We start from the raw sequence: 23,094 nt of genomic DNA on the forward strand, positions 1-23,094 counted from the left end.
GGTGAAGGCGTATCTAGGACCCAGAAACAAACACCGCAAGAGAAAAATGACGCAGACACACAAAAATCAACCAACACGCTGATAAACAACGCGTTTTTCCCACACGCCAAAACAGGCCCAAACGTCACAAAACAAAACTAACACCACAAAACAACAGAATCATGACAGAATCACAGCAAGACACACCCCATGTCACACACCTGTCACGCAGCCCAATTAACCTTTCCTAATCACTGTTAGAGAGGTTCCAATGCGTCATCTGGTTTTTTCTGCGATTCTGGCCGTGGCGGCCAGCCCGGCCCTGTCGGCAACTCTGGATTTTTCGGATCTTACCGCACCTTTGGGCGCCGTCGTAGCAACACCCGGCGCGACACTGATCGCCGAAGGCAAAGGGGTGCGCGTATCCGTCGATGGAATCACCGGCAGCATGGCGGGCGATTTCTGTTTCATTGATTCGATCAACAGCTGCGCCGGCAGCGGGCGCATCGATTTCGACAGCGATTTTATTGCGGCCAGCCTGTGGGTCCACGGCCTGCAAAGCCAGGAACGGGTGACCATCTCCGCGCTCTATCGTGGCGCGACCATCACCAGCCAGTTTTTCGAAGGCACAGGTTTGGCCAGCACGCCGTTTCAGGTGCGCTTTGACGGCCTGTTCGATTCGCTGACCTTTGTGGATACGTCATCCATGTATCGCAACGGCGTCAGCTATGCCGATGTGACGATCACGCCCGCGCCCGTCCCGCTGCCTGCGGCGGGGCTGATGCTGCTGTCGGGCTTTGGCGCGGCGGCGGCGATTGCGCGTCGCCGCAAATCCTGACGCCCCACACAAACAAAAACGCGGCCCCGAAAGGCCGCGTTTTCCATTTTCCAGATCGACAGATCAGCGTTTGCTGAACTGGAAGCTGCGGCGGGCCTTGGCCTTACCGTATTTCTTCCGTTCGACAACGCGGCTGTCGCGGGTCAGGAAGCCCGCAGCCTTCAGCGCGGCGCGCAGGCTGGGTTCGTGCAGTTGCAGTGCCTGGCTGATGCCGTGCTTGACCGCGCCAGCCTGGCCCGACAGGCCGCCGCCTTTGACGGTGGCCACAACGTCATACTGACCAACAACGCCGGCCACTTCGAACGGCTGGCGCAGGATCATTTGCAGCACCGGACGCGCGAAATAGGTGTCGATGTCTTTGCCGTTCACGGTGACTTTGCCCGAACCGGGCTTCACCCACACGCGGGCCACGGCGTCTTTGCGTTTCCCGGTCGCATAGCTGCGGCCCTGTTCGTCGCGCTGTGCTTCGCGTTTCGCCGGAGCGTCAGCCACGGCAGCAGTGCCGGAAACGGCCGATTTCAGATCGTCCAAGGTTTTGATGTCGTCGGCCATGATCACGCGCTCCGGGTGTTTTTGGCGTTCAGGACTTTGACGTCCAGAACTTCGGGCTGCTGTGCTTCGTGCGGATGTTCGGCACCGGCATAGACGCGCAGATTGGTCATCTGCTGTTTGCCCAGTTTGTTGCGCGAGATCATACGCTCGACCGCTTTGATGACGACACGCTCGGGATGTGCGCCTTCCAGCACTTGGCGCGCGGTGCGGTGCTTGATGCCGCCCGGGTGGCCGGTGTGCCAGTAGTAACGCTTGTCATCGCGCTTGTTGCCGGTCATCTGCACCTTGTCGGCGTTGATGATGATGACATTGTCACCCATATCCATGTGGGGGGTGAAGGTCGGTTTATGCTTGCCGCGCAGGCGGTTGGCGACGATCGTAGCAAGACGGCCCAGAACCACGCCCTCGGCGTCGATCAGGATCCATTTCTTCTCGATGTCCGCCGGTTTAGCGGAATAGGTTTTCATTGGTCGTCCCTTTCAGGGCGTAATAATTCGAGATGGCGGTGTATCTGAAATTGTGTGCGCCACGTCAAGCGTCATCACGCTGGTTTATTCACGCAATTTCAATATGTTACAAATTAGGTATTAAAATACCACGTCGGAACCACCCGAAAACCCGTCATTTCGGCGGAATCGCATAGGTCATCGAGGCCCGCGCCACCGGCTGATCATCGCCTTGGGACCAGATCAGCACATCCCCCACGGCCAGCAGCCGCCCCAGCTTTAACAGACGACATTCCGCGATCAGGTCGCGCCCGGCTGTGGGTTTGCGCATAAAATCAATGCTGGCATTTGTGGTCACGGCCAAGGCCACCGGCCCGATCCGCGCCAGCACGGCGCAGTAAACCGCCACATCGGCCAAAGCAAACATCGACGGCCCGCTGACCGTGCCGCCGGGACGCAGATTGCGATCATCGACCGGCATCCGCATGGTTAACAGGGCGTCATTGACGGCCTGAACCACAAATTGCCCTGCCGTCTGCGGAAAGTCTCGCGCCAGAAAGTCGTTCAGCGCGGATGCGTCCATGATGATCGTCATGCTTTCCCCCTTGGCGATTCCAGCCTAGGCTTGCGGCAATCAGGGGGGATTGCAAGATGGACGATCTGTTACTTCACGAAACCGATGGCGCCATTGCGCGGCTGGTGCTGAACAGCCCCGGCAATTTCAACGCGCTGTCGGATGCGATGATCGACGCGCTGACAGCGGCGCTGACGCGGATTGGTGGCGATGACCGTATCCGCGTGGTGGTGCTGTCCGGCGCGGGTCGCGCCTTTTGCGCCGGGCATGATCTGCGCGAAATGCAGGCGAAACGAGCCGCCCCGGACCGAGGCCGCGCGGGCTTTGCCGACCTGTTCGCCAAATGCGCAAAGATGATGCAGATGATCCCCGCCCTGCCCCAGCCGGTCATCGCGCAGGTGCATGGCATCGCCACGGCGGCGGGCTGTCAATTGGTGGCCAGTTGCGACATGGCGGTTGCGGCGACTGGCACGCGGTTCGGGGTGAACGGCGTGAATATCGGGCTGTTTTGTTCAACCCCCATGGTCGCGCTGACCCGCGCCATCCCCCCACGCGCCGCGTTTGAAATGTTAACCACGGGCGCGTTCATCACCGCCGAACGCGCCGCCGAACTGGGCCTGATCAACCGCGTGAGCGCACCAGAGACGCTGGCCGCCGATACAACCGCACTTGCCGAAACCATCGCATCGAAACTGCCCGCCGCGATCCGGCTGGGCAAACGCGCCTTTTACGATCAGTTGCGGCTGGGTCTGGCTGGGGCTTACGACCACGCAGGCACAGCGATGTGCGACAACATCATGAACCCCGACACCGACGAAGGCATCACGGCCTTTCTGGAAAAACGCCCGCCGAATTGGGGGTGAGGCCTCTATCTTCTGTGCGAAAATATCCCGGGGTGAGACGGATCAGGAAAAGGTCCAGTGGACCTTTTCCCCGTCGAACGCCTGCCCCCCGTGGGCAGGCTGGGGGGCTGGCCCCCGGCGCTCCCCTTTATTCCCCCGACGGCTCAGTCGGCGCAACCGCAGCAACCCGGCCATCCACCGGCGCACGCAGGCGGATGCGTTTTATGCGGCGGGGGTCGGCCTCGATCACCTCGAACTCGGCGCCGCTTTCATGGGTGATGACCTCGCCGCGCAAAGGGACGCGGCCGGTCAGCATGAAAATCAACCCGCCCAGAGTGTCGATTTCTTCGCCTTCGTCATCGGTGGCCAGACGCAGGCCGGTTTCGGCCTCGACCTCGGCCAGATCGGCGCGGGCCTGGATCAGCCATTGCCCCGGCTTTTCGCGCACCCACATGCCGCCTTCGACTTCGTCATGTTCGTCCTCGATCTCGCCGATGACCTGTTCGATCAGGTCTTCGATGGTGACCAGCCCGTCAACGCCGCCATATTCATCAATGACCAGTGCCATATGGATGCGTTTTTGCTGCATCTGCTGCAACAGCACGCCAATGGGCATGGACGGCGGCACATACAGAACCGGGCGCAGCATCGGGCGCAGAGTGAATTTGCCGCCCGTGCCGAACCCATGTTTCAGCGCCAGATCCTTCAGGTGGATCATGCCAAGCGGGCTGTCCAGCGTGCCGCGAAACACCGGGATGCGGGAAAAGCCGTGTTCGCGGAACATTTCGACCAGATCATCCAGCGTCACGGTCAGAGGCGCGGCGATGATTTCGACCTTGGGGATGGCCACATCGTCAACCCGCATCCGCCGCAGATTGACCAGACCCGGCGCGGTCGGCGCGTCCGATGCGGCGTCATCGCCGCCTTCGCCGCCGGTCAACGCGCCGAAAAAGCGCCCGAAAAATCCGCGCGCGCCGGGCAGATCACGGCCTTCGCCCGCCGTTCCATCGGCCGGGGTCGCAGGCAGTTCGTCCGGCTGCGGCATGGGTAATCGGTCGTCGTTCATCGGTCATCCTCGTAAGGGTCAGGAATATCAAGCGTTTGTAGAATCGCCCGTTCGGTCGTTTCCATCCGTTCCGCGTCCGCGTCGTTCAGGTGGTCATAGCCCAACAGATGCAGCGTGGCATGAACCAGCAGATGCGTGACGTGATGGGCGAAAGGTTTGCGCTGCGCATCCGACTCTGCCTCACACGTGTCATACGCAATCGCAATATCGCCCAGTTCGTCGGTGTCGGGCAGATCGGGGCGCGCGCCGGGGGCGTGGTCGGCATGTTCAACCGCAGGCCATGACAACACATTCGTCGCGCGCGGCTTGCCGCGAAAATCGGCGTTCAGCGCGGCGATGCGGGCGTCGTCGCAGCCCATCACGACCACCTCGCCGCCGATCTTATGCCAGTTCAGCGTGGCGGTGACGGCGGATTCGGCCAGCTGTTCCAGATTGGCTGCGGTCCATCGGTCATCCTCGATGACGCAATCGGTGGTGATCTCAGGCATCGTTGCGCATGGCGCGGCGGGGGACGTATTGACCGCGCGGTTCCTCTGTTACGCCGCGGGCAAGGGCTGCGGCTTCTTCGGCGTCATAGGCCTTGATGATGCGCGCGACAAGCGGGTGACGCACCACATCGTCGGCGGTGAAATAGCTGAAGCTGATCCCCGGCACCCCGTCAAGGATCCGTTCGGCGTCCACCAAGCCCGACTGCATCCCGCGCGGCAGGTCAATCTGGGTGCGGTCGCCGGTGATGACCATGCGCGACCCTTCGCCAAGGCGGGTCAGGAACATCTTCATCTGCATACTGGTGGCGTTCTGCGCTTCGTCCAGCACGACAAAGGCGCGCGACAAGGTGCGCCCGCGCATAAAGGCCAAGGGCGCAATTTCGATGCGCTTTTCCTCCATCAGCTTTTGCATCTGCTTGCCGGGCAGGAAATCGTTCAGCGCGTCATAGAGCGGCTGCATATAGGGATCGACCTTATCCTTCATGTCGCCGGGCAGAAAGCCCAGACGCTCGCCCGCTTCAACTGCGGGGCGGGACAGGATGATCTTATCGACATGCCCGCCGATCAGCATGGTGACGCCCACGGCAACCGCCAGATAGGTTTTCCCCGTCCCGGCTGGCCCAATGCCGAACGACAATTCGTTCTGAAACAGCGCGCGGACATAGGCCTTTTGCGCGTCAGTGCGCGGTTCGACCGATTTTTTCCGGGTGCGCAGTTCGTAATTGCCCTGGCTGAACATCTCCAACTGTTCCGCCGGGTCGGGATCGCCTGCGGGTTCAATGCCCATGCGCAGGGCGGCGTCCACCTCGGCCATCGTCACCGGGCGGTTCTGTTCCAGACGCGCATAGAGACCCTGCAACACGCCCGCCGCCTCGGCCTGCGATTCGGGGGTGCCGACCACGGCCAGTTGATTGCCACGGCGCAGGATGTGGACGCCCAGAGCTTCTTCGATCCGGGCAAGGTGGCGGTCATTCGCGCCGCACAGATCAATCAACAGCCGGTTATCGGGAAACTCCAACAGCGTTTCGGCGGCGGGGGCGGCGGTCGGGGGCGTCGGGGTCAGACCCACGGCATTCTCCTGCAAGGGTATTTGCGTCTATGGTTACAAGGCGCGGGGATTCGCACAAGACCCCAACGCGCCACTGTCACAAATAGGTCCGAGGATAACGCGCCCCCAGCGAGGTCAGGATTTCATACCCGATCGTTCCGGCGAAATCCGCCACCTTATCAATCGGTTGTTCGGGGCAAATCAGGTCAAGCGCATCCGGCACATGGTCCAGATCGGTGACATCCACCGTAATCAGGTCCATCGACACGCGCCCCACAATCGGGCAGGCGGTGCCGTTTGCAAACATCGGCGCGCCGCTGGACGACAGCGACCGCAAAATCCCATCGGCATAGCCCGCCGCCACCGTCGCAATCCGGCTGGGCCGCGCGGCGGTCCATGTCGCGGAATAGCCCACGATTTCACCGGGGGCCACGTCGCGGACCTGAATCACCGGCAGCGACAGCCGCACCACCGGCGTGGCATCAGCAAAGGGCATCCCGCCATAGAGACCCACTCCGGGGCGGATCATGTCGAAATGGTAATCCGGCCCCAGCAGCGTGCCGCCGGTTGCCGCCAGCGAACGCGGAACATCCACACCGTCGGTCATATCGCGAAACGCGGCCAGTTGCGCGGCGTTCATCGGGTGGTCGGGTTCATCCGCACAGGCCAGATGCGACATGATGAAAGACGGGCGCGCGGCCAGCACCTCGGCCCGGATGGCGGCCCATTCGGCGGGCTCCATCCCCAGACGGTTCATGCCGCTGTCCAACTGAATGGCAAAGGGCAGGCCCGGACGCATCGCGCGGTCGCGAAAAAACTGTTCGGGGCTGTTCAGAACCGGGACCAGCCCGGCCAGTTCCTGCCCCAGCATATGCCCCGACAACACATTGATCTGTGCGTCATCGGGCAGATGCGGGCGCAGGGCGCGACCTTCAGATGCAAGCGCGACGAAAAAATCGCGCGCCCCGGCGTTATACAGCGCGGGCGCGACGCGGGTGGCGTCCAGACCATAGCCATTGGCCTTAACGACCGCAGCCGCGCGGGCATGGGGCGCTTGCGCCGCCAGTGCTTGCCAATTGGCCACAACGGCCCCAAGATCAATCTGCAAAACCATAACACTGGATTGCCCCCACCCCTGCCCCGCGTCAAGTGGTTTGCGTATTTGCAGTTTGCCGATCTGTCCGGTGGCGTATTTTGCAAATTCCCCCGAATCCGCTTTGCTTTGGCTGTATTCATGTTTAGCGTGCGGCAACCAGACAAAGGGGCCAGCCATGAAAGACATCCACGAAGAGCTTGAGCGTCGCCGCGAAATCGCCCGTCTTGGCGGCGGTCAGCGCCGGATCGACGCCCAACACGCCCGCGGCAAACTGACCGCACGCGAACGCATCGACCTGCTGCTGGACGAAGGCAGTTTCGAAGAATTCGACATGTTCGTGGCGCATCGCAGCACCGATTTCGGGATGGAGGCAGACCGCCCCGCAGGCGACGGCGTGGTGACCGGCTGGGGAACCATCAACGGCCGCATGGTCTATGTGTTCAGTCAGGATTTCACCGTGTTCGGCGGGTCTTTGTCCGAAACGCACGCGCAGAAAATCTGCAAAATCATGGACATGGCGATGCAAAATGGCGCGCCGGTCATCGGCCTGAACGATTCGGGCGGCGCGCGCATTCAGGAAGGCGTGGCCTCGCTTGCGGGTTATGCCGATGTGTTTCAACGCAACATCATGGCGTCGGGCGTCATTCCGCAGATCAGCGTGATCATGGGGCCATGCGCGGGTGGCGCGGTTTACAGCCCCGCCATGACCGACTTTATCTTCATGGTCAAAGACACGTCCTATATGTTCGTGACCGGCCCGGATGTTGTGAAAACCGTCACGAACGAAGTCGTGACCGCCGAACAGCTGGGCGGCGCCAGCACGCATACGAAAAAATCGTCGGTCGCGGATGGCGCGTTTGAAAACGATGTCGAAGCCCTGACCGAGATTCGCCGCCTGTTCGATTTCCTGCCGCTGAACAACCGCGAAAAGGCACCGACGCGTCCGTTCTTTGACGACCCCGCCCGGATCGAAGCATCGCTGGACACGCTGATTCCCGACAACCCGAACCAGCCCTATGACATGAAGGAACTGATCGTGAAGGTCGCGGATGAGGGCGATTTTTACGAAGTTCAGCGCGATTACGCCGGCAATATCATCATCGGCTTTATCCGCATCGAAGGTCAGACCGTGGGCGTCGTGGCGAACCAGCCGATGGTTCTGGCGGGCTGTCTGGACATTGATTCCAGCCGCAAAGCCGCGCGTTTCGTCCGGTTCTGCGATGCGTTTGAAATTCCGATCCTGACCTTCGTGGACGTGCCGGGCTTTCTGCCGGGGACCAGTCAGGAATATGGCGGCGTCATCAAACACGGCGCGAAACTGCTGTTCGCCTATGGCGAGGCGACGGTGCCAAAAGTCACGGTGATCACGCGCAAAGCCTATGGCGGGGCCTATGACGTGATGGCGTCGAAGCATCTGCGCGGCGATTTCAACTATGCCTGGCCGACCGCTGAAATCGCGGTGATGGGCGCGAAAGGCGCGGTCGAGATTCTGTATCGCAACGAACTGGGCGATCCCGACAAAATCGCCGCCCGGACCAAGGATTACGAAGATCGCTTTGCCAATCCCTTTGTCGCCGCCGAAAAGGGTTTCATCGACGAGGTGATCCAGCCCCGCAGCACCCGCAAGCGCGTGGCCCGCGCCTTTGCCAGCCTGCGGAGCAAGCGGCTGTCGAACCCGTGGAAAAAACACGACAATATCCCGTTGTAAGGGTCGGCAATGATCGCGATGCACAACTGCGTGAATGATGCAGCCGCGCCACAGGGGGGCGCGGATCTGCGCGCCCCCGCCTGTCTGTTACAGGCGGCGCGCAGTATGATGCCGCACATGACCGCATATGCGGCCATACCGAGCAGTCGGGCAAAACGCCCGCACAACAGGAGCATATTCACATGTCGAAAAAGATCGTCCTTGGTCTGGTTTTGGTGTCGGCCTTCGCGGCCTGTCAGCGTCAGCAGCCCGATGTTTTCGTGCCGACCGCACCGGCCACCGTTCAACAGCCCGTCGTTCCGGTTAACCCCGTCACGACCGAACCCGTCTATCGCGGCAAATTCGGCTGATCTGAATGACGCGCGCGGGCCACGCCGTCCGCGCGCATCCCGCCCCCAGACGGGGGGCGCATCATGCTGAAACATCGCGGTTTTCCCAGCCGCCTGCCCGGCACCGATTATCAATTCACCATCCGCCGCGAAAACCGCAAAAAGGGCGCGACCCCCATTGCGCGCCGCGAACGGTTCCGCGACCGCAAAGCCGCCGACAAACGCGCCGACGAAGGTTTCCTGTCCGCGCTGATCACGATGTTTGGCGACGAACCCTTTGTGCGCGGCAATCTGGATGCGGGCCGTCTGTCATGGCTGATCGGGCGCGAAGTGAAGCCCGTCGGCGATTACGACCCCGCCGATTACGACCAGTTGTTTCAGGTCGATATGGCCGCCGCTGAATCGTCATTTCCCGCCCTGTTCGTCGAAGATTCGCCGCCCGAATTTGATTGGGACGCCGAAGATTGGGATGATGAGGACGATTACTGATGCGCGCGATGCTGCCGAATGTGTTGAAATCACAGGCATGTCAGTTTGACGTGGCGGCAGTCCATGCAATAATGACCGCCGATCAACAACCGGCCCGCAACCGGGCCATTCAAAAAGGCAGTGTATCATGCAGAACACATTCATTCTTCGCGCCGGTGGCGTTGCAGCCTTGGTTCTGGGTCTGGCCGCATGTGATCCGAACATGCAAACTGGCCTGTCGCCCGACGCGCAGCGCGCAGCCGGTGGTGCGGTCGCAGGCGCGGTTGTCGCCAAAGCTCTGGGCGAAAATGTTGCAACCGGCGCAGCCGTTGGCGCAACCGCAGGCGCACTGTGCGACGATTTCAGCGTCTGCCAGCGTCGTTACTGATCGTGACCGGGCGGGCGGTGAACTTTGCCGCCTGTCCTCGCGTTATCGCATCACGAACAAAGGACCACTGACATGTCGAAATTCATCGCCATTTCCGCAATCATCGGCGCAACCGCGCTGTCGGGTTGCACCCAAAACATCACGCCGACCGACGCCGACCGCGCCATCATCGGCGCGGCTGCGGGCTACACCATCCAATCCGTTCGCGGCAAAAGCGGCGGCGACCGCCTGCGCGCGGCCGCAATCGGTGGTGCCGCAGGCGCGCTGTGCGACGACGTTCGCCTGTGCCAATAATCACCTGATCGCGCGGTCTGCGCGGTTATCCTATTCAGCCGTCCGGGCCTTTGCGGCGCGGACGGCTTTTCCATGTCCAGCCGCCGGGGGAACCTATGTTTAAGAAAATCCTGATCGCCAATCGTGGCGAAATTGCCTGTCGCGTTATTAAAACGGCCCGGAAATTGGGCATCCAGACGGTCGCGGTCTATTCCGACGCTGACCGCAACGCGCTGCATGTCAAAATGGCGGACGAAGCCGTGCATATCGGCCCGCCCCCGGCGAACCAGTCCTATATCGTGATCGACAAAATCATGGACGCCATCCGCCAAACCGGGGCCGAGGCCGTCCATCCCGGCTATGGTTTCCTGTCCGAACGCATGGATTTCGCCGCGGCACTGGAAAAAGATGGCGTTATTTTCGTCGGCCCCCCCAGCCCCGCGATTGAATCCATGGGCGATAAAATCACGTCGAAAAAAATCGCCGCCGAAGCCGGCGTGTCCACCGTTCCGGGCTATATGGGCCTGATCGCGGACGCCGAAGAAGCGGTGAAAATCAGCGACGAAATCGGCTATCCGGTCATGATCAAGGCATCCGCAGGCGGCGGCGGCAAGGGGATGCGGATCGCGTGGAACGCCCAAGAGGCGCGCGAAGGGTTCGAATCGTCGAAAAACGAAGCCGCCAACAGCTTTGGCGATGACCGTATTTTCATTGAAAAATTCGTGACTCAGCCCCGCCATATCGAAATTCAGGTGCTGGCCGACAAACACGGCAATGCGGTGTATCTGCACGAACGCGAATGTTCGATTCAGCGCCGCAACCAAAAGGTGATCGAAGAGGCACCCAGCCCCTTCCTCGACGCCGAAACGCGCCGCGCCATGGGCGAACAGGCGGTCGCTTTGGCCAAGGCCGTGGGCTATGCAAGCGCCGGGACGGTGGAATTTATCGTCGATGGGGATAAGAATTTCTATTTCCTTGAAATGAACACCCGTTTGCAGGTGGAACACCCCGTCACCGAACTGATCACCGGGGTTGATCTGGTCGAACAGATGATCCGCGTGGCGGCGGGCGAGCCCTTGCCCTTTACGCAGGACGATCTGACCATCAACGGCTGGGCCATCGAAAGCCGTCTTTATGCCGAAGATCCGTATCGCAACTTCCTGCCCTCCATCGGGCGTCTGACCCGCTATGCCCCTCCGACCGAGGTGGCCGCCGGGCCGATGCTGACCAATGGCAAATGGCTGGCCGATGACGCGCCGACCGGCGATGTGGCCGTGCGCAACGATACCGGTGTCTATGACGGCGGCGAAATCAGCATGTTCTATGACCCGATGATCGCGAAACTTTGCACCTGGGCGCCCGACCGCGCGCAGGCGATCGAGGCGATGCGCACCGCCCTGGACGAATTCGAAGTCGAAGGCATCGGCCACAACCTGCCCTTCCTGTCCGCCGTGATGGATCACCCGAAATTCGTGTCGGGCGACATCACGACCGCCTTCATCGCCGAGGAATACCCCGACGGCTTCACCGGCGCGACGCTGCCCGATGACGAAATCAACCGCGTGGCCGCCGCCGCCGCCGCGATGCACCGCGTGGCCGAAATCCGCCGCACCCGCATCACCGGGCGTCTGGACAATCACGAACGCAAAGTCGGGAAAAACTGGGTCGTGTTCATCGGCGACCGCGAAGTTCCCGTCCATATCGACGCCGACAAACAGGGTTCCACCGTCCGCATCGGCGACGATACCCTGCGCGTCGAAAGCGATTGGTTGCCCGGTCAGTCGCTGGCCCGTCTGGTCGTGGACGGCGCGCCGCTGGTGCTGAAGGTGGATCGCATCCCCGCCGGTTATCGCCTGCGCACGCGCGGCGCCGATCTGCGCGTCCATGTCCGCCGCCCCCGCGCCGCCGAACTGGCCCGTCTGATGCCGGAGAAAGAGGCACCCGACACCTCGAAATTCCTGCTATGTCCGATGCCGGGGCTGGTGGTGAAAATCAACGTCGCCGTGGGCGATGAGGTGCAGGAAGGCCAGGCCCTCGCCACGGTCGAAGCGATGAAGATGGAAAACATCCTGCGCGCCGAGAAAAAAGCCGTCGTCAAATCGGTCAACGCCGAACCGGGCCAAAGCCTGCGCGTCGATGACGTGATTATTGAGTTTGAATGATCTGCGCCGGACCCCTTGGGCCATGCGTTCGGATGTCCCGGAACGCATCCTTGGGGTCCGGCCCCAAATGACCCGTGGTAACATGCCCCCGCTTGACGCCTCTCTTTCACCACCTGCACAACAGGCCCTACGGGGTGGGTTGCTGACGTCAGGATGGTGTGCGGGGCAAAGCCGGGTGCGTGATCTCACCAAACCACAAACCCACAGCCGTCACCGCAGCGGCAACACCGACCCGCGCCCGATTTCCTGCCGTCGCAAGGGCAGCCGGTCAATCGCGCGCCCAATTTCGCGCGCGTCCCATGGCGAGGGTCTGCGGATTTTCACCTGCCCGTCTTTGTCGATCACGACCAGCGAAAACCCGCGCGGGCGCAGCTGTTGCCGCCACAGGCTATCTGCCGCCGGGTCGGTGTCGGTGATGACCACGACATCGCGCGCGGCCAATGCCGCCGCATCGCGCTGCAATGCGCGCATTTGTTCGGTGAATGCCGGATCGTCAGGCGTGTCGGCGAACACCACAACGGGACGCGCGTTCCACAGGAAATCGCCGGGCCGCGCCTCGGTCGCGTCCAGATGGCGCGACAGGCTGGTGGTGGCGTCGGGCGCGGTCGGCACCGGCGCGCTGACCGGCGGCAACCGCGCCGGATTGCGCACCACATCGGTATCGGGCGGCGGCGCATCCCGCGCCGGACCCATCGCGGCCAAGGCCATCACGAAAATCACATATTTCAACTTCATCGGCACCTCGTCTTGGTTAGAATATAGGGCAAGACCCGCCATGCGAAAGGATGGATCATGACAAAACCCACACTTCAAGACTGGCAAACGCTGGCCGAAAAAGAACTGCGCGGCCGCAGCCCCGACAGCCTGAACTGGCAAACGCTGGAAGGGATCGAGGTTAAGCCTCTGTATACCGAGGCTGACACGGCGGGGCTTGACCATCTGGGCAGCCTGCCCGGCATCGCGCCCTTCACCCGCGGCCCCCGCGCAACCATGTATGCGGGCCGCCCATGGACCATCCGCCAATATGCGGGCTTTTCCACGGCCGAGGAATCAAACGCCTTCTATCGCCGCGCTTTGGCCGCCGGTCAGCAGGGTGTGTCCGTGGCCTTCGATCTGGCGACGCATCGCGGTTACGACAGCGACCACCCCCGCGTGGTGGGCGATGTCGGCAAAGCCGGTGTGGCGATTGATTCGGTCGAGGATATGAAGATCCTGTTCGACGGCATCCCGCTGGATCAGGTGTCGGTCAGCATGACCATGAATGGCGCGGTTATTCCCATTCTGGCCAATTTTATCGTCACCGGCGAAGAACAGGGCCATGACCGCAGCGTTCTGTCCGGCACCATTCAGAATGACATTCTGAAAGAATTTATGGTGCGGAACACCTATATTTATCCGCCCGAACCTTCCATGCGGATTATCGCGGATATTATCGAATATACCTCGAACGAAATGCCGAAATTCAACAGCATTTCGATTTCTGGCTATCACATGCAAGAAGCCGGTGCCAATCTGGTGCAGGAATTGGCCTATACTTTGGCCGATGGGCGCGAATATGTCCGCGCGGCGCTGCAGGCGGGCATGGATGTGGATAAATTCGCGGGCCGTTTGTCGTTCTTTTTCGCGATTGGCATGAATTTCTTTATGGAAATCGCGAAATTGCGGGCGGCGCGTTTGCTGTGGCATCGCATTATGTCCGAATTTAACCCGAAAAAAGACAGCAGTTTGATGCTGCGGACGCATTGCCAAACCTCAGGCGTGTCGTTGCAGGAACAGGATCCCTATAACAACGTGATCCGCACCGCCTACGAAGCCATGTCGGCGGCGCTTGGCGGCACGCAGTCGCTGCACACGAACGCACTGGACGAAGCGATCGCCCTGCCCACCGATTTCAGCGCCCGCATCGCGCGCAACACGCAGCTGATCCTGCAAGAAGAAACCGGCATTACGAATGTCGTCGATCCTCTGGCCGGGTCGTATTACATCGAAACCCTGACCGCACAGCTGGCCGAACAGGCTTGGGCGCTGATCCAAGAGGTCGAGGATCTGGGCGGCATGACCAAGGCCGTCGCCACCGGTATGCCGAAACTGCGGATCGAAGAAACGGCGGCGCGTCGTCAGGCCATGATCGACCGCGGCGAAGAGGTCATCGTCGGCGTCAACAAATACCGCAAAGACAAAGAAGACCCGATCGACATTCTGGACATCGACAACATGGCCGTGCGCGAATCGCAAATCGCGCGTCTGGACCGCATCCGCAAAACCCGCGACGACGCCGCATGTCAGGCCGCACTGGCCGAGGTCACGCGCCGCGCCCGCGAAGGCGGCAACCTGCTGGAAGCCGCGGTCGAGGCCGCCCGCGCCCGCGCAACCGTTGGGGAAATCAGCATGGCCATGGAAGACCAGTTCGGCCGCCACCGGGCCGAGGTAAAAACCCTCGCCGGCGTTTACGGCGCGGCCTATGAAGGCGACGAAGGTTTCGCGCAAATTCAACGCGATGTGGAATCCTTTGCCGAAACCGAAGGCCGCCGCCCGCGTATGCTGGTGGTGAAAATGGGTCAGGACGGCCACGACCGCGGCGCCAAGGTCATCGCCACGGCCTTCGCCGATATTGGCTTTGACGTGGATGTCGGCCCGCTGTTCCAAACGCCAGAAGAAGCCGCGCAGGACGCCATCGACAACGATGTGCATGTCGTCGGCATCAGCTCGCAGGCCGCGGGTCACAAAACGCTGGCCCCGAAACTGATCGAGGCGCTCAAGGCCCAAGGCGCGGACGATATTCTGGTCATCTGCGGCGGCGTGATCCCGCAGCAGGATTACGAATATCTGCGTGGCGCGGGCGTCAAAGCGATCTTTGGCCCCGGCACGAACATCCCCGCCGCCGCCGCCGACATCCTGCGCCTGATCCGCGAAGCGCGCGGCTAAGCTGCTGCTATCTGCCGGGCCGCGCGCATCAATCGCGCGGCCCGGTCATACCGACGGCGTATATCGGTGCCACCACCCTGATCTGGATGGAATCCGGTTCACCTTTGCAAACAGCACGATCCACTCCCGCCGTATTGCCTCCGCACATACCGCCGATCTGGGCGGTTATCGCGATCCTCCCCCTGATCGCCGCCACCCGCCGTCGCTGGCTTGCACCCGCCGCCACCTTTTTCGCGGCCATTTTCCGACACCTGACGCCGAACACCCGGACGGGCGGGTGATGTAGCTGTGCCCCCTCAGCGACCACCTGTTCACCGCCCTGACCGTCCCCGCCACGCGCCGTCATTGGATTCTGTCCTTTGTCACCGATTGGACATTCACCGCCGAACTGGCCATCTGCGCCGCCGCGAGTTATCTTCTGTGCCGAAATATCCTCAGGGGGTGAATGGGCCATCGGCCCAGAGGGGGCGGAACGCCCCCTGCCTCTCCACCCAAACAACGCGCAATATGCAGACAACCCCCGGCGTCCCTGCTACATAACCCCTAAAAAGGGGACAACATGGCCAACAACATCCCGATTTGGGTCATTAATCTGGACCATCGCAGCGACCGGCTGGCGGCGATTGGCGCGCAGCTGGACGGCATGGGCCTGCGCTGGAACCGCCTGCCCGCCGCCTGGGGCGCGCAGATGAGCGCGGACGAACTGGCGCAGGCTGGCCCGGATCGGGGGTGGATCGGCCCGCTGGGACCGGGCGCGCGCGCCTGCACCATCAGCCATCTGCGCGCATGGCAGGCGCTGATTGACAGCGGCGCGCCCTGCGGCCTGATTTTGGAAGACGACGCGGTTCTGGCCGCCGATCTGGCGGGTCTTTTGCGCGATGACGGCTGGTGGCCGGATCACACGCATCTGATAAAAATCGAAAAATATTCCAATCGCAGCCAGTCCAAGCTGCTGGTCGCGCGCGCGTCAACCGACCTGCCGGTGGCGGGGCGGCGGCTCTATCAGATGCTGTCGCGCCATACGGGAACCGGCGGCTATTTGATTTCCGCGCAGGGGGCGAAAATCGGGCTGGGCCATGCCGGGCGCATTACCATTCCGATTGACCATTTCCTGTTTAACGACACGCTGTCGCCGGTCTGGCGGGCGATGCGTCCGCATCTGGTGTCGCCGGGCTTGCTGCGTCAGGGCGGCGACTCGGCGTCGGATGTCTGGCCCAGCAGCCCGACCACAACCGCCCGCGAACGCCGCATCATCAGCGCGCGCCGCGCCTTGGCCGAGGCATCCGGCTGGCCGCGTCAAATCGCGATGCTGGCCACGGGGCGCGCACAGATTTTGCGGCACGGATTTCAGGACCGGACGTGACCCCATGCAGGGGCGACACCTCACCCCTTGGCCCGAGGCCGACGCAGCCGCATGGTCACAACATCGTTACCGTCGTCGCTGTGATCAATCGTGACGCGGGCGCGTCCCAAAGGCGGCACCGCCAGCGTCATCCCCTGCGCCATGGCCAGCCCCAATTGCGCCAGCGTCGCGTCGATAACCGGCAAAGCCTGACCGCGCGGAATCCCGGTCTCGGCCACCACACGGTCAACAAATGCCCGTTTTTGCAGCACTTTCGCGGTCCGGGGGGAACCATCCGAACCGGGATCGTCCAAAGCCCGCCCGGTCGAGGAATTTCCAGATTTCATCTTTCCGTCCTCCCAGGGGCTTCTCCCTATCCCCTGCGGCATGATGTCGCATTTTTGTTACAAAGTCAAATAAAAGCGCCGCTTTTCGGCTGACTTGTGCGTGAAGACCAAGCCCCCTAACCTGCGGGAAAAATGTGATCTGCGATGCCGAATGTGCCGTTTGACCTGACCGTCATTGTCCCCGTCCACAACGCCCGCCCGCATCTGGCCGGGTTGGTCGATGGGCTGACCACGCGGCGCGATCTGCGGGTGCAGGTGATCCTGATTGATGACGCATCGACCGATGGCAGCGGGGCGGACATTGCGCGGATGGCCGAACCTCCAAACGTCATCGGGCTGGCCTTGCCTGAAAATCGCGGCGCGGGTCACGCGCGCAATTTGGGCTGGCCGCAGGCGCAGGGGCGATACACGCTGTTCTTTGATGCCGATGACCGGCTGCACGATGATGTGCTGGCCCCGGTGATCGCGATGATGGACGCCGATACGGCGATTGACGCGGCGGTGTTGGCCTATCGCTATGACCGGGGGGCGGGGGACGGCTTTACCGCTATGGGCTTGGCGGATCAGAGGATTTTTCACGCCATCCTGAACGGCCAGCCCCATGCCACCGGCACGCTGGACCAGATGCCCGAGGTGCTGGGGCTGACCAACTATCCGTGGAACAAGCTGATCCGAACCGCGCATTTCCGGCAGGCGGGGCTGCGTTTTGGCAAAACGCGGGTGAATAACGACATTCTGGGGCATTGGCAGACGCTGATGGGCGCGCGGCGTATTTTGGTGGCGGATCAGGTGATCTGCACCCATATCGTCCATGACGGCGGAGCGAATCTGACCAACCGTTTCGGCCCTGAACGGGTGCAGATGTTTGACGCGCTGATCGAAACCTGCGATTTTCTGGACCACAGCCACGACCGCGCGCGCTATGCGCATCATTTCTGGGGGCTGGTGGATGTGCTGGTCCGGTGGGCGCGGCCTCGGCTGGACGCGGCGGCCCTGCCCGAGTTTGAGACCCGCTACCGCGACCTGATCGGGCGGTTATGGATCGAGGATCTGATGCGGATGAAAACCCAAACCGCCCCGGATATCGCCGCCCGCCTAAGCCTTGATTTGCTGGACACCCGCTGATGCCCACCGTTTCCATCATCACCCCGCCGGACGACCTGCGCCCGGCCACTATGCAGACCCTGCACGATCTGGACATTATCACCATCGGCGCAACCGATGGCCCGCCGGACATGTGCAGCGCGATCCTTGCGGCCACCGGCGATTATATCAGCTTTGCGCCCGATGATCTGGACCGGCTGTGGCGCGCAGCGACGGATGCGGACGCCGATATTGCGATCAGCCTTAGCCCCGATGACGCGCGACACCTGCCCGCGATCCTGACGCGCAAGGCGATCACCGGCGCGACGCTGCACTGCCTGATCGCTGCGCCGTGCCGCGCGATTTATCGCCGCGACCGGGTGACGGAGGCCGAGGATGCCGAACGCTTCCACATCGCGGCGCTGCTGAACGCGCGGCGGGTGGTCGTGGTCCCGGACGCGCCGCCCACGCCGCCGAATCACCGCACCGGGGCGGCGTCTTTGTGGCAACGCGGGCGGCATCATCTGCGCCATGCTGGCCCCCGCGCGACGGCGGCGCGAATCGCGGCGGCGCTGCGCGACCGGATCCGGCGGCTGTGGCGCGTCCTGACCGGGCAGCAAAACCGGCTGGGACCGGCCGAGGTCATGGCCGCTATGGCCCTGTTACAACGCGATATTCGCCAATTGCGGGCCGAGATCGCCGCCCGGCGTGACGACCACCCCGATGCCTGATATGCATTTTCTGCAAACAAGGGTTGCATAATTCGCAGCTCGGACCTATGCCTGAACCAATGACGAATGGTTCGCGCATAGCTGTGGGGCAGGACGACCCCGATCAGGCCACTGCCTTGGCCCATTTGCGCGATTTGTTGGATGCGCCGGGGATGCGCCTGCCGACCGAACGCGATCTGTCCGCCGAACTGGGCATCAGCCGCCGCGCGATCCGGGGCGCGCTTGATGTGTTGGAATCCGAAGGCCGGGTGTGGCGGCGTCAGGGGGCTGGCACCTTTACCGGCCCGCCGCCCGCGCCGCGCGGAGCGCCGATCAGCGCCGCCCCCGGCAACCTGCTGCATGTGATCGAAGCGCGGATCACCCTGGAACCCACACTGGCCCGTCTGGCCGCGCTGCGCGCCACGCCCGATCAGTTGCGGCGGATTGAAACCGGACTGGCCGGGCTGGAACAGGCCAGCGATATTGACGATGCCGACCGCTGGGACAGCGAAATTCACCGCGAAATTGCGCGCGCCACAGGCAACCCGCTGTTGCTGGCGCTGTTTGATAAAATCAACGCATGGCGCCATGACGACGCCATTCGCCAGACGCGGCACCGCACCCGCCTGCGCGCGGGCAGCGCCCTGCCCGGTCTGCGCGCCGTGTCGGAGGCGCTGCACCGTCACGACGCCGCCGCCGCCGCACGGGCCATGCGCGACCATCTTGATGATCTGATGCAGAACTTTCTGCGCCACAGCCACGAGGAGACGACCGGCCATGACGCCGACTGATGCCACCCCCACGCTGGAACTGCGCGATTTGTCGATCCGCTTTCGCGGTCAGCCGATTGATCTGATCGACCATGTCAGCCTGTCGATCCAGCCGGGGCGCACCATGGCCTTGGTCGGCGAATCGGGCTGCGGAAAATCGGTCACATCGCTGGCGACCATGGGTTTGCTGCCGAAAAAGGCTGCGACCGTGACGAATGGTCAGGTGCTGTTTCGCGGCGAAAACATCATCAACCATTCCACCGAACAGATGGAGTCGCTGCGCGGCAACCAGATGGCGATGATCTTTCAGGAACCGATGACCAGCCTGAACCCGGTCTTTACCATCGGCGAACAGGTGGCCGAGGCCGTGCGCCGTCACCGTGGCTGTTCCGACCGCGAAGCCCGCGCCCGCGCCTTGGACATGTTCAAACTGGTGCGGATGCCCGCCGCCGAAAAGCGCATGGATGATTACCCGCATCAATTGTCGGGCGGGATGCGTCAGCGGGTGATGATCGCCATGGCTCTGGCCAATGATCCGGCACTGCTGATCGCGGATGAACCGACCACGGCGCTTGACGTGACCATTCAGGCGCAGATTCTGGACCTGATGCGCGATCTGTTGGCGGAAACCGGCGCGGCGATGCTGATGATCACGCATGATCTGGGCGTGGTGGCCGAAATCGCGGACGATGTGACGGTGATGTATGCGGGCCGCGTCGTCGAAAGCGGGCCGGTCGATGCGATTTTCAACGATCCGCAGCATCCCTATACGCTGGGCCTGATGGGGTCGATGCCGGCACTGGCGGGGCGTGGTCAGGGCGGGTCGCGTCTGATGACCATTCCCGGATCGGTCCCCGTCCCCGAAGGGATGCCGCCCGGCTGCCGCTTTGCCACGCGCTGCCCCTTTGCCGGGCGCGAATGTGACGCGGGCCGCCCGCCGGAAACCGAAATCGCCCCCGGCCACAGCGTCGCCTGCATCAAGGCCCCGCTGGAAACCACATTTGCCAAAGGTGCCGCATGACCGACGTAATCCTGTCCACCCGCGACGTTCAGAAACGGTTCAACACCGGCGGCGGGCTGTTCGGCAATCCGACCATCATTCACGCGGTCAATGGCGTGTCGATTGATGTGAAACGCGGCGAAACCTTTGCAATTGTGGGGGAATCGGGCTGCGGGAAATCCACGCTGGCGCGGCTGTTGTTGCGGCTGTTGGACCCGACGGATGGCAGCATCACCTATGACGGGCGGGAACTGACCGACCTGCCGCCTGCCGATATGCGCAAGCTGCGGGCCGAAATGCAGTTCATTTTTCAGGACCCGTTTTCGTCGCTCAACCCCCGTATGACGGTCGAGGCGATCGTGGGCGAACCCCTGACCGTTCATACCAATCTGTCGCGCAAAGATCGCCGCGCCAAGGTCGCCGATCTGCTGACCAAGGTGGGCCTGCGCCCCGACCATGCCGACCGTTACCCGCATGAATTTTCCGGCGGTCAGCGTCAGCGTATCTGCGTGGCGCGCGCACTGGCTGCGGGGCCGAAACTGCTGATTGGCGATGAACCCGTATCCGCGCTTGACGTGTCGGTTCAGGCGCAGATCGTCAACCTGCTGGAAGATCTGAAAGACGATTTCGGCCTGACCCTGATCGTCATTGCGCATGATCTGGCCGTAATCCGCCACATGGCCGACCGCGTGGCCGTGATGTATCTGGGCGAGGTGGTCGAACTGGCCGCGACCGAAGATTTGTATACCAGCCCCCGCCACCCCTATACCCGCGCGCTGTTGTCGGCCATTCCGGTGCCGATGCCCGGCGCGCGCGGGGAAATTGCGCATCTGGGCGGCGATATTCCGTCACCCGCAAACCCGCCTGCGGGGTGCAAATTCCACACCCGCTGTCCGCACGCCACCGATCTGTGCGCGCGCGAACGGCCCGTTCTGGATGATGGCGCGCATCAAACCGCCTGCCACCATTGGCGCGACCTGCCGCCGCTGACCCCGGCGGCAGAGCTGACCCGCAGCCGCAGCCCCGCGGCCGAGGCGCGCTTTGCGCTGTATCGTGAACACAGCGCCAACTGACTTCTAAACAGGGAGAGAAGAATGAAAATCACCACCTTTGTCACCACGCTGCTGGGCGCGACCGCCATCAGCGGCATGGCGATGGCCGCCGATCTTCGCATCGGCATCAACGAAGATCCCGACACGCTGGACCCGGCGCAGTCGCGGACCTTTGTGTCGTCGATGGTCTATGAATCGCTGTGCAACCGTCTGGTGAACACCGACACCGACATGCAGATCATCCCGGAACTGGCGACCGAATGGGCGTGGTCGGATGACGGCATGGCTTTGGTCATGCAGCTGCGCCAAGGCGTCGTTCACCATGACGGCACGCCCTTTAACGCCGATTCGGCCAAGCGCGTTCTGGAACGCAACCTGTCGCTGACCGAATCGCGTCGTAAGGCCGAACTGGCCTCGGTTGAATCGCTGGAGGCAACCGGCGAACACGAACTGACCATCCACCTCAAGGCCCCCGATGTCACGCTGCTGGCGCAGCTGGCGCATCACGCGGGCCGGATGTATTCGCCCGACGCCGCCGAGGCAGCCAGCGATGGCGGGCGCCCCTTTGGCGCGGCGCCGGTCTGCACCGGCCCCTATAAATTCGCCAACCGCGTCGAAGGCGACCGCATCGTTCTGGAAAAATTCGCCGATTACTGGGAAGCAGATCAGTATCATTACGACCGCGTGATCTATATGCCGATCCCGGACACCACCGTGCGTCTGGCAAACGTCCGCGCGGGCGATCTGGATATTTCGGAACGCACCGCGCCGTCGGATGTGGAATCCATCCGCAACGATTCGCGTCTGCAACTGGAACAATCGACCAGCATCGGCTATCAGGGCATCACGCTGAACGTGGGCAATGGCCCGCGCGCTGAAAAACCGCTGGGCGCGAATAAGCTGGTCCGTCAGGCGCTGTCATGGGCGATTGACCGCGAGGCCCTGAACCAGGTCGTGTTCGAAGGGATGCATGTTCCGGGCAATCAATGGGCGTCTCCGGTGTCGCCGTGGTATGACGAAACCGACCCGGTGCCGGGCCGCGACGTTGAAAAGGCCAAGGCTCTGCTGGCCGAAGCGGGCGTCGAAGGCCGTCTGGCCATCGAAATGCAAACCGGCAACAGCCCGATTGCGATGCAGGCCGGTCAGGTGATTCAGGCCATGGCGGCCGAAGCAGGCATCGACATCAGCCTGCGGTCGTCGGAATTTGCCACCATGCTGGCGCAAAACGCCGAAGGCAATTTCGAACTGTCGCTGCAAGGCTGGTCGGGCCGCGTGGACCCGGACGCGAACATTCACCCGTTCGTTTACACCACCGGCGCGAACAATGACGGCAAATATTCCAACCCGGAAATCGACGCGCTGCTGGAAAAGGCCCGCACCATTGCCGATCCGGCGGAACGCAAGGCGCTGTATGACCAGACCCGCGCGATCCTGAAAGACGATCTGCCGCTGATCTATCTGTATCATGTGAGCCAGTTCTACACCCTGCGCAATGGCATCGAAGGTTTCGTCCCCTATAACGACGGCATCATCCGCCTGCGCGGCGTGTCGGGCTGATCTGATCTGAAACCGGGCCGCCCGCATCCCTGTGGGCGGCCCCTGTGAACC

At 62.5% G+C, this 23,094-nt stretch carries 25 protein-coding genes; 16 read left to right on the forward strand and 9 right to left on the reverse strand.

Annotated elements, in window-relative coordinates; genetic code table 11:
• Nucleotides 1–250 precede the first annotated feature (250 nt).
• Nucleotides 251–817 (forward strand): VPLPA-CTERM sorting domain-containing protein, encoded by a 567-nt coding sequence (locus Q4G20_RS06855; protein ID WP_303342679.1) that lies wholly within the window; start codon nt 251–253, stop codon nt 815–817.
• A 63-nt stretch (nt 818–880) separates the two neighbouring features.
• On the opposite strand, the gene rpsI is transcribed toward Q4G20_RS06855, so the two are convergent.
• The 3 genes from rpsI to Q4G20_RS06870 all read right to left on the reverse strand — a co-directional run bounded on the left by rpsI (nt 881) and on the right by Q4G20_RS06870 (nt 2,410).
• Entirely contained in the window at nt 881–1,369 is a 489-nt protein-coding gene (rpsI, locus tag Q4G20_RS06860) for a 30S ribosomal protein S9 (protein ID WP_303342680.1), read from the reverse strand.
• Between the two features lie 2 nt (nt 1,370–1,371).
• Nucleotides 1,372–1,836, reverse strand: coding sequence for a 50S ribosomal protein L13 (rplM, locus tag Q4G20_RS06865; RefSeq protein ID WP_303342681.1), 465 nt, complete (start codon nt 1,834–1,836; stop codon nt 1,372–1,374).
• A 154-nt stretch (nt 1,837–1,990) separates the two neighbouring features.
• A complete protein-coding gene (locus Q4G20_RS06870) occupies nt 1,991–2,410 on the reverse strand; it encodes a PaaI family thioesterase (RefSeq protein ID WP_303342682.1) in 420 nt (139 codons plus the stop codon).
• Between the two features lie 56 nt (nt 2,411–2,466).
• On the opposite strand from Q4G20_RS06870, the gene Q4G20_RS06875 reads away from it, so the two are divergent.
• Entirely contained in the window at nt 2,467–3,252 is a 786-nt protein-coding gene (locus tag Q4G20_RS06875) for an enoyl-CoA hydratase (protein ID WP_303342683.1), read from the forward strand.
• A 127-nt stretch (nt 3,253–3,379) separates the two neighbouring features.
• Here the strand turns inward: Q4G20_RS06875 and Q4G20_RS06880 are convergent, their stop codons facing one another.
• The 4 genes from Q4G20_RS06880 to alr form a co-directional block, all read right to left on the reverse strand.
• Nucleotides 3,380–4,297 (reverse strand): hemolysin family protein, encoded by a 918-nt coding sequence (locus Q4G20_RS06880; RefSeq protein ID WP_303342684.1) that lies wholly within the window; start codon nt 4,295–4,297, stop codon nt 3,380–3,382.
• Nucleotides 4,294–4,785 carry an rRNA maturation RNase YbeY gene (gene ybeY, locus Q4G20_RS06885; RefSeq protein WP_303342685.1) on the reverse strand — a complete coding sequence of 164 codons (492 nt, stop codon included), beginning with the start codon at nt 4,783–4,785 and terminating at the stop codon, nt 4,294–4,296. The genes Q4G20_RS06880 and ybeY overlap by 4 nt, the downstream gene beginning before the upstream one ends.
• Nucleotides 4,778–5,854 (reverse strand): PhoH family protein, encoded by a 1,077-nt coding sequence (locus Q4G20_RS06890; RefSeq protein ID WP_303342686.1) that lies wholly within the window; start codon nt 5,852–5,854, stop codon nt 4,778–4,780. Before Q4G20_RS06890 ends, ybeY begins: the two co-directional genes overlap by 8 nt.
• Before the next feature lie 76 nt (nt 5,855–5,930).
• On the reverse strand, nt 5,931–6,947 hold the full coding sequence (gene alr, locus Q4G20_RS06895) for an alanine racemase (protein ID WP_303342891.1): 1,017 nt from the start codon (nt 6,945–6,947) through the stop codon (nt 5,931–5,933).
• A 157-nt stretch (nt 6,948–7,104) separates the two neighbouring features.
• On the opposite strand from alr, the gene Q4G20_RS06900 reads away from it, so the two are divergent.
• The 6 genes from Q4G20_RS06900 to Q4G20_RS06925 all read left to right on the forward strand — a co-directional run bounded on the left by Q4G20_RS06900 (nt 7,105) and on the right by Q4G20_RS06925 (nt 12,257).
• Nucleotides 7,105–8,637 carry an acyl-CoA carboxylase subunit beta gene (locus Q4G20_RS06900; RefSeq protein ID WP_303342687.1) on the forward strand — a complete coding sequence of 511 codons (1,533 nt, stop codon included), beginning with the start codon at nt 7,105–7,107 and terminating at the stop codon, nt 8,635–8,637.
• A gap of 182 nt (nt 8,638–8,819) precedes the next feature.
• Nucleotides 8,820–8,987 (forward strand): hypothetical protein, encoded by a 168-nt coding sequence (locus Q4G20_RS06905; RefSeq protein WP_303342688.1) that lies wholly within the window; start codon nt 8,820–8,822, stop codon nt 8,985–8,987.
• 63 nt (nt 8,988–9,050) lie between these two features.
• Nucleotides 9,051–9,455 carry a hypothetical protein gene (locus tag Q4G20_RS06910; RefSeq protein WP_303342689.1) on the forward strand — a complete coding sequence of 135 codons (405 nt, stop codon included), beginning with the start codon at nt 9,051–9,053 and terminating at the stop codon, nt 9,453–9,455.
• Nucleotides 9,456–9,582: 127 nt separating this feature from the next.
• On the forward strand, nt 9,583–9,822 hold the full coding sequence (locus Q4G20_RS06915) for a hypothetical protein (RefSeq protein WP_303342690.1): 240 nt from the start codon (nt 9,583–9,585) through the stop codon (nt 9,820–9,822).
• A gap of 72 nt (nt 9,823–9,894) precedes the next feature.
• Nucleotides 9,895–10,116, forward strand: coding sequence for a hypothetical protein (locus Q4G20_RS06920; protein WP_303342691.1), 222 nt, complete (start codon nt 9,895–9,897; stop codon nt 10,114–10,116).
• 95 nt (nt 10,117–10,211) lie between these two features.
• Nucleotides 10,212–12,257, forward strand: a complete 2,046-nt coding sequence (locus Q4G20_RS06925; RefSeq protein WP_303342692.1) for an acetyl/propionyl/methylcrotonyl-CoA carboxylase subunit alpha — start codon at nt 10,212–10,214, stop codon at nt 12,255–12,257.
• Nucleotides 12,258–12,467: 210 nt separating this feature from the next.
• Here Q4G20_RS06925 and Q4G20_RS06930 read toward each other — a convergent pair whose 3' ends face one another.
• Nucleotides 12,468–12,992, reverse strand: coding sequence for a DUF4174 domain-containing protein (locus Q4G20_RS06930; RefSeq protein WP_303342693.1), 525 nt, complete (start codon nt 12,990–12,992; stop codon nt 12,468–12,470).
• A gap of 57 nt (nt 12,993–13,049) precedes the next feature.
• Here Q4G20_RS06930 and scpA point away from each other — a divergent pair, with 57 nt between their 5' ends.
• Together scpA and Q4G20_RS06940 are read left to right on the forward strand one after the other, a co-directional pair.
• Nucleotides 13,050–15,182, forward strand: coding sequence for a methylmalonyl-CoA mutase (scpA, locus tag Q4G20_RS06935; RefSeq protein ID WP_303342694.1), 2,133 nt, complete (start codon nt 13,050–13,052; stop codon nt 15,180–15,182).
• Nucleotides 15,183–15,741: 559 nt separating this feature from the next.
• Nucleotides 15,742–16,545, forward strand: coding sequence for a glycosyltransferase family 25 protein (locus tag Q4G20_RS06940; protein ID WP_303342695.1), 804 nt, complete (start codon nt 15,742–15,744; stop codon nt 16,543–16,545).
• 20 nt (nt 16,546–16,565) lie between these two features.
• On the opposite strand, the gene Q4G20_RS06945 is transcribed toward Q4G20_RS06940, so the two are convergent.
• On the reverse strand, nt 16,566–16,871 hold the full coding sequence (locus tag Q4G20_RS06945; protein WP_303342696.1) for a DNA-binding protein: 306 nt from the start codon (nt 16,869–16,871) through the stop codon (nt 16,566–16,568).
• A gap of 144 nt (nt 16,872–17,015) precedes the next feature.
• Between Q4G20_RS06945 and Q4G20_RS06950 the strand changes: the two genes are divergently transcribed.
• Genes Q4G20_RS06950 through Q4G20_RS06975 form a run of 6 tightly spaced genes read left to right on the forward strand, consistent with a single transcriptional unit; the run spans nt 17,016 to nt 23,043 of the window.
• Entirely contained in the window at nt 17,016–17,996 is a 981-nt protein-coding gene (locus Q4G20_RS06950) for a glycosyltransferase family A protein (RefSeq protein ID WP_303342697.1), read from the forward strand.
• Entirely contained in the window at nt 17,996–18,685 is a 690-nt protein-coding gene (locus Q4G20_RS06955) for a hypothetical protein (RefSeq protein WP_303342698.1), read from the forward strand. The genes Q4G20_RS06950 and Q4G20_RS06955 overlap by 1 nt, the downstream gene beginning before the upstream one ends.
• A gap of 59 nt (nt 18,686–18,744) precedes the next feature.
• Nucleotides 18,745–19,455 (forward strand): FadR/GntR family transcriptional regulator, encoded by a 711-nt coding sequence (locus Q4G20_RS06960; RefSeq protein WP_303342699.1) that lies wholly within the window; start codon nt 18,745–18,747, stop codon nt 19,453–19,455.
• Nucleotides 19,442–20,455: an ABC transporter ATP-binding protein gene (locus tag Q4G20_RS06965; protein WP_303342700.1), complete on the forward strand. Its 1,014-nt coding sequence runs from the start codon at nt 19,442–19,444 to the stop codon at nt 20,453–20,455. Before Q4G20_RS06960 ends, Q4G20_RS06965 begins: the two co-directional genes overlap by 14 nt.
• Entirely contained in the window at nt 20,452–21,507 is a 1,056-nt protein-coding gene (locus tag Q4G20_RS06970) for an ABC transporter ATP-binding protein (RefSeq protein WP_303342701.1), read from the forward strand. Before Q4G20_RS06965 ends, Q4G20_RS06970 begins: the two co-directional genes overlap by 4 nt.
• 21 nt (nt 21,508–21,528) lie before the next feature.
• Nucleotides 21,529–23,043, forward strand: a complete 1,515-nt coding sequence (locus Q4G20_RS06975) for an ABC transporter substrate-binding protein (RefSeq protein WP_303342702.1) — start codon at nt 21,529–21,531, stop codon at nt 23,041–23,043.
• The last annotated feature ends 51 nt before the right edge of the window (nt 23,044–23,094 follow it).

Source organism: Paracoccus sp. (in: a-proteobacteria), assembly GCF_030538495.1.
Taxonomy (GTDB): Bacteria; Pseudomonadota; Alphaproteobacteria; order Rhodobacterales; family Rhodobacteraceae; genus Paracoccus.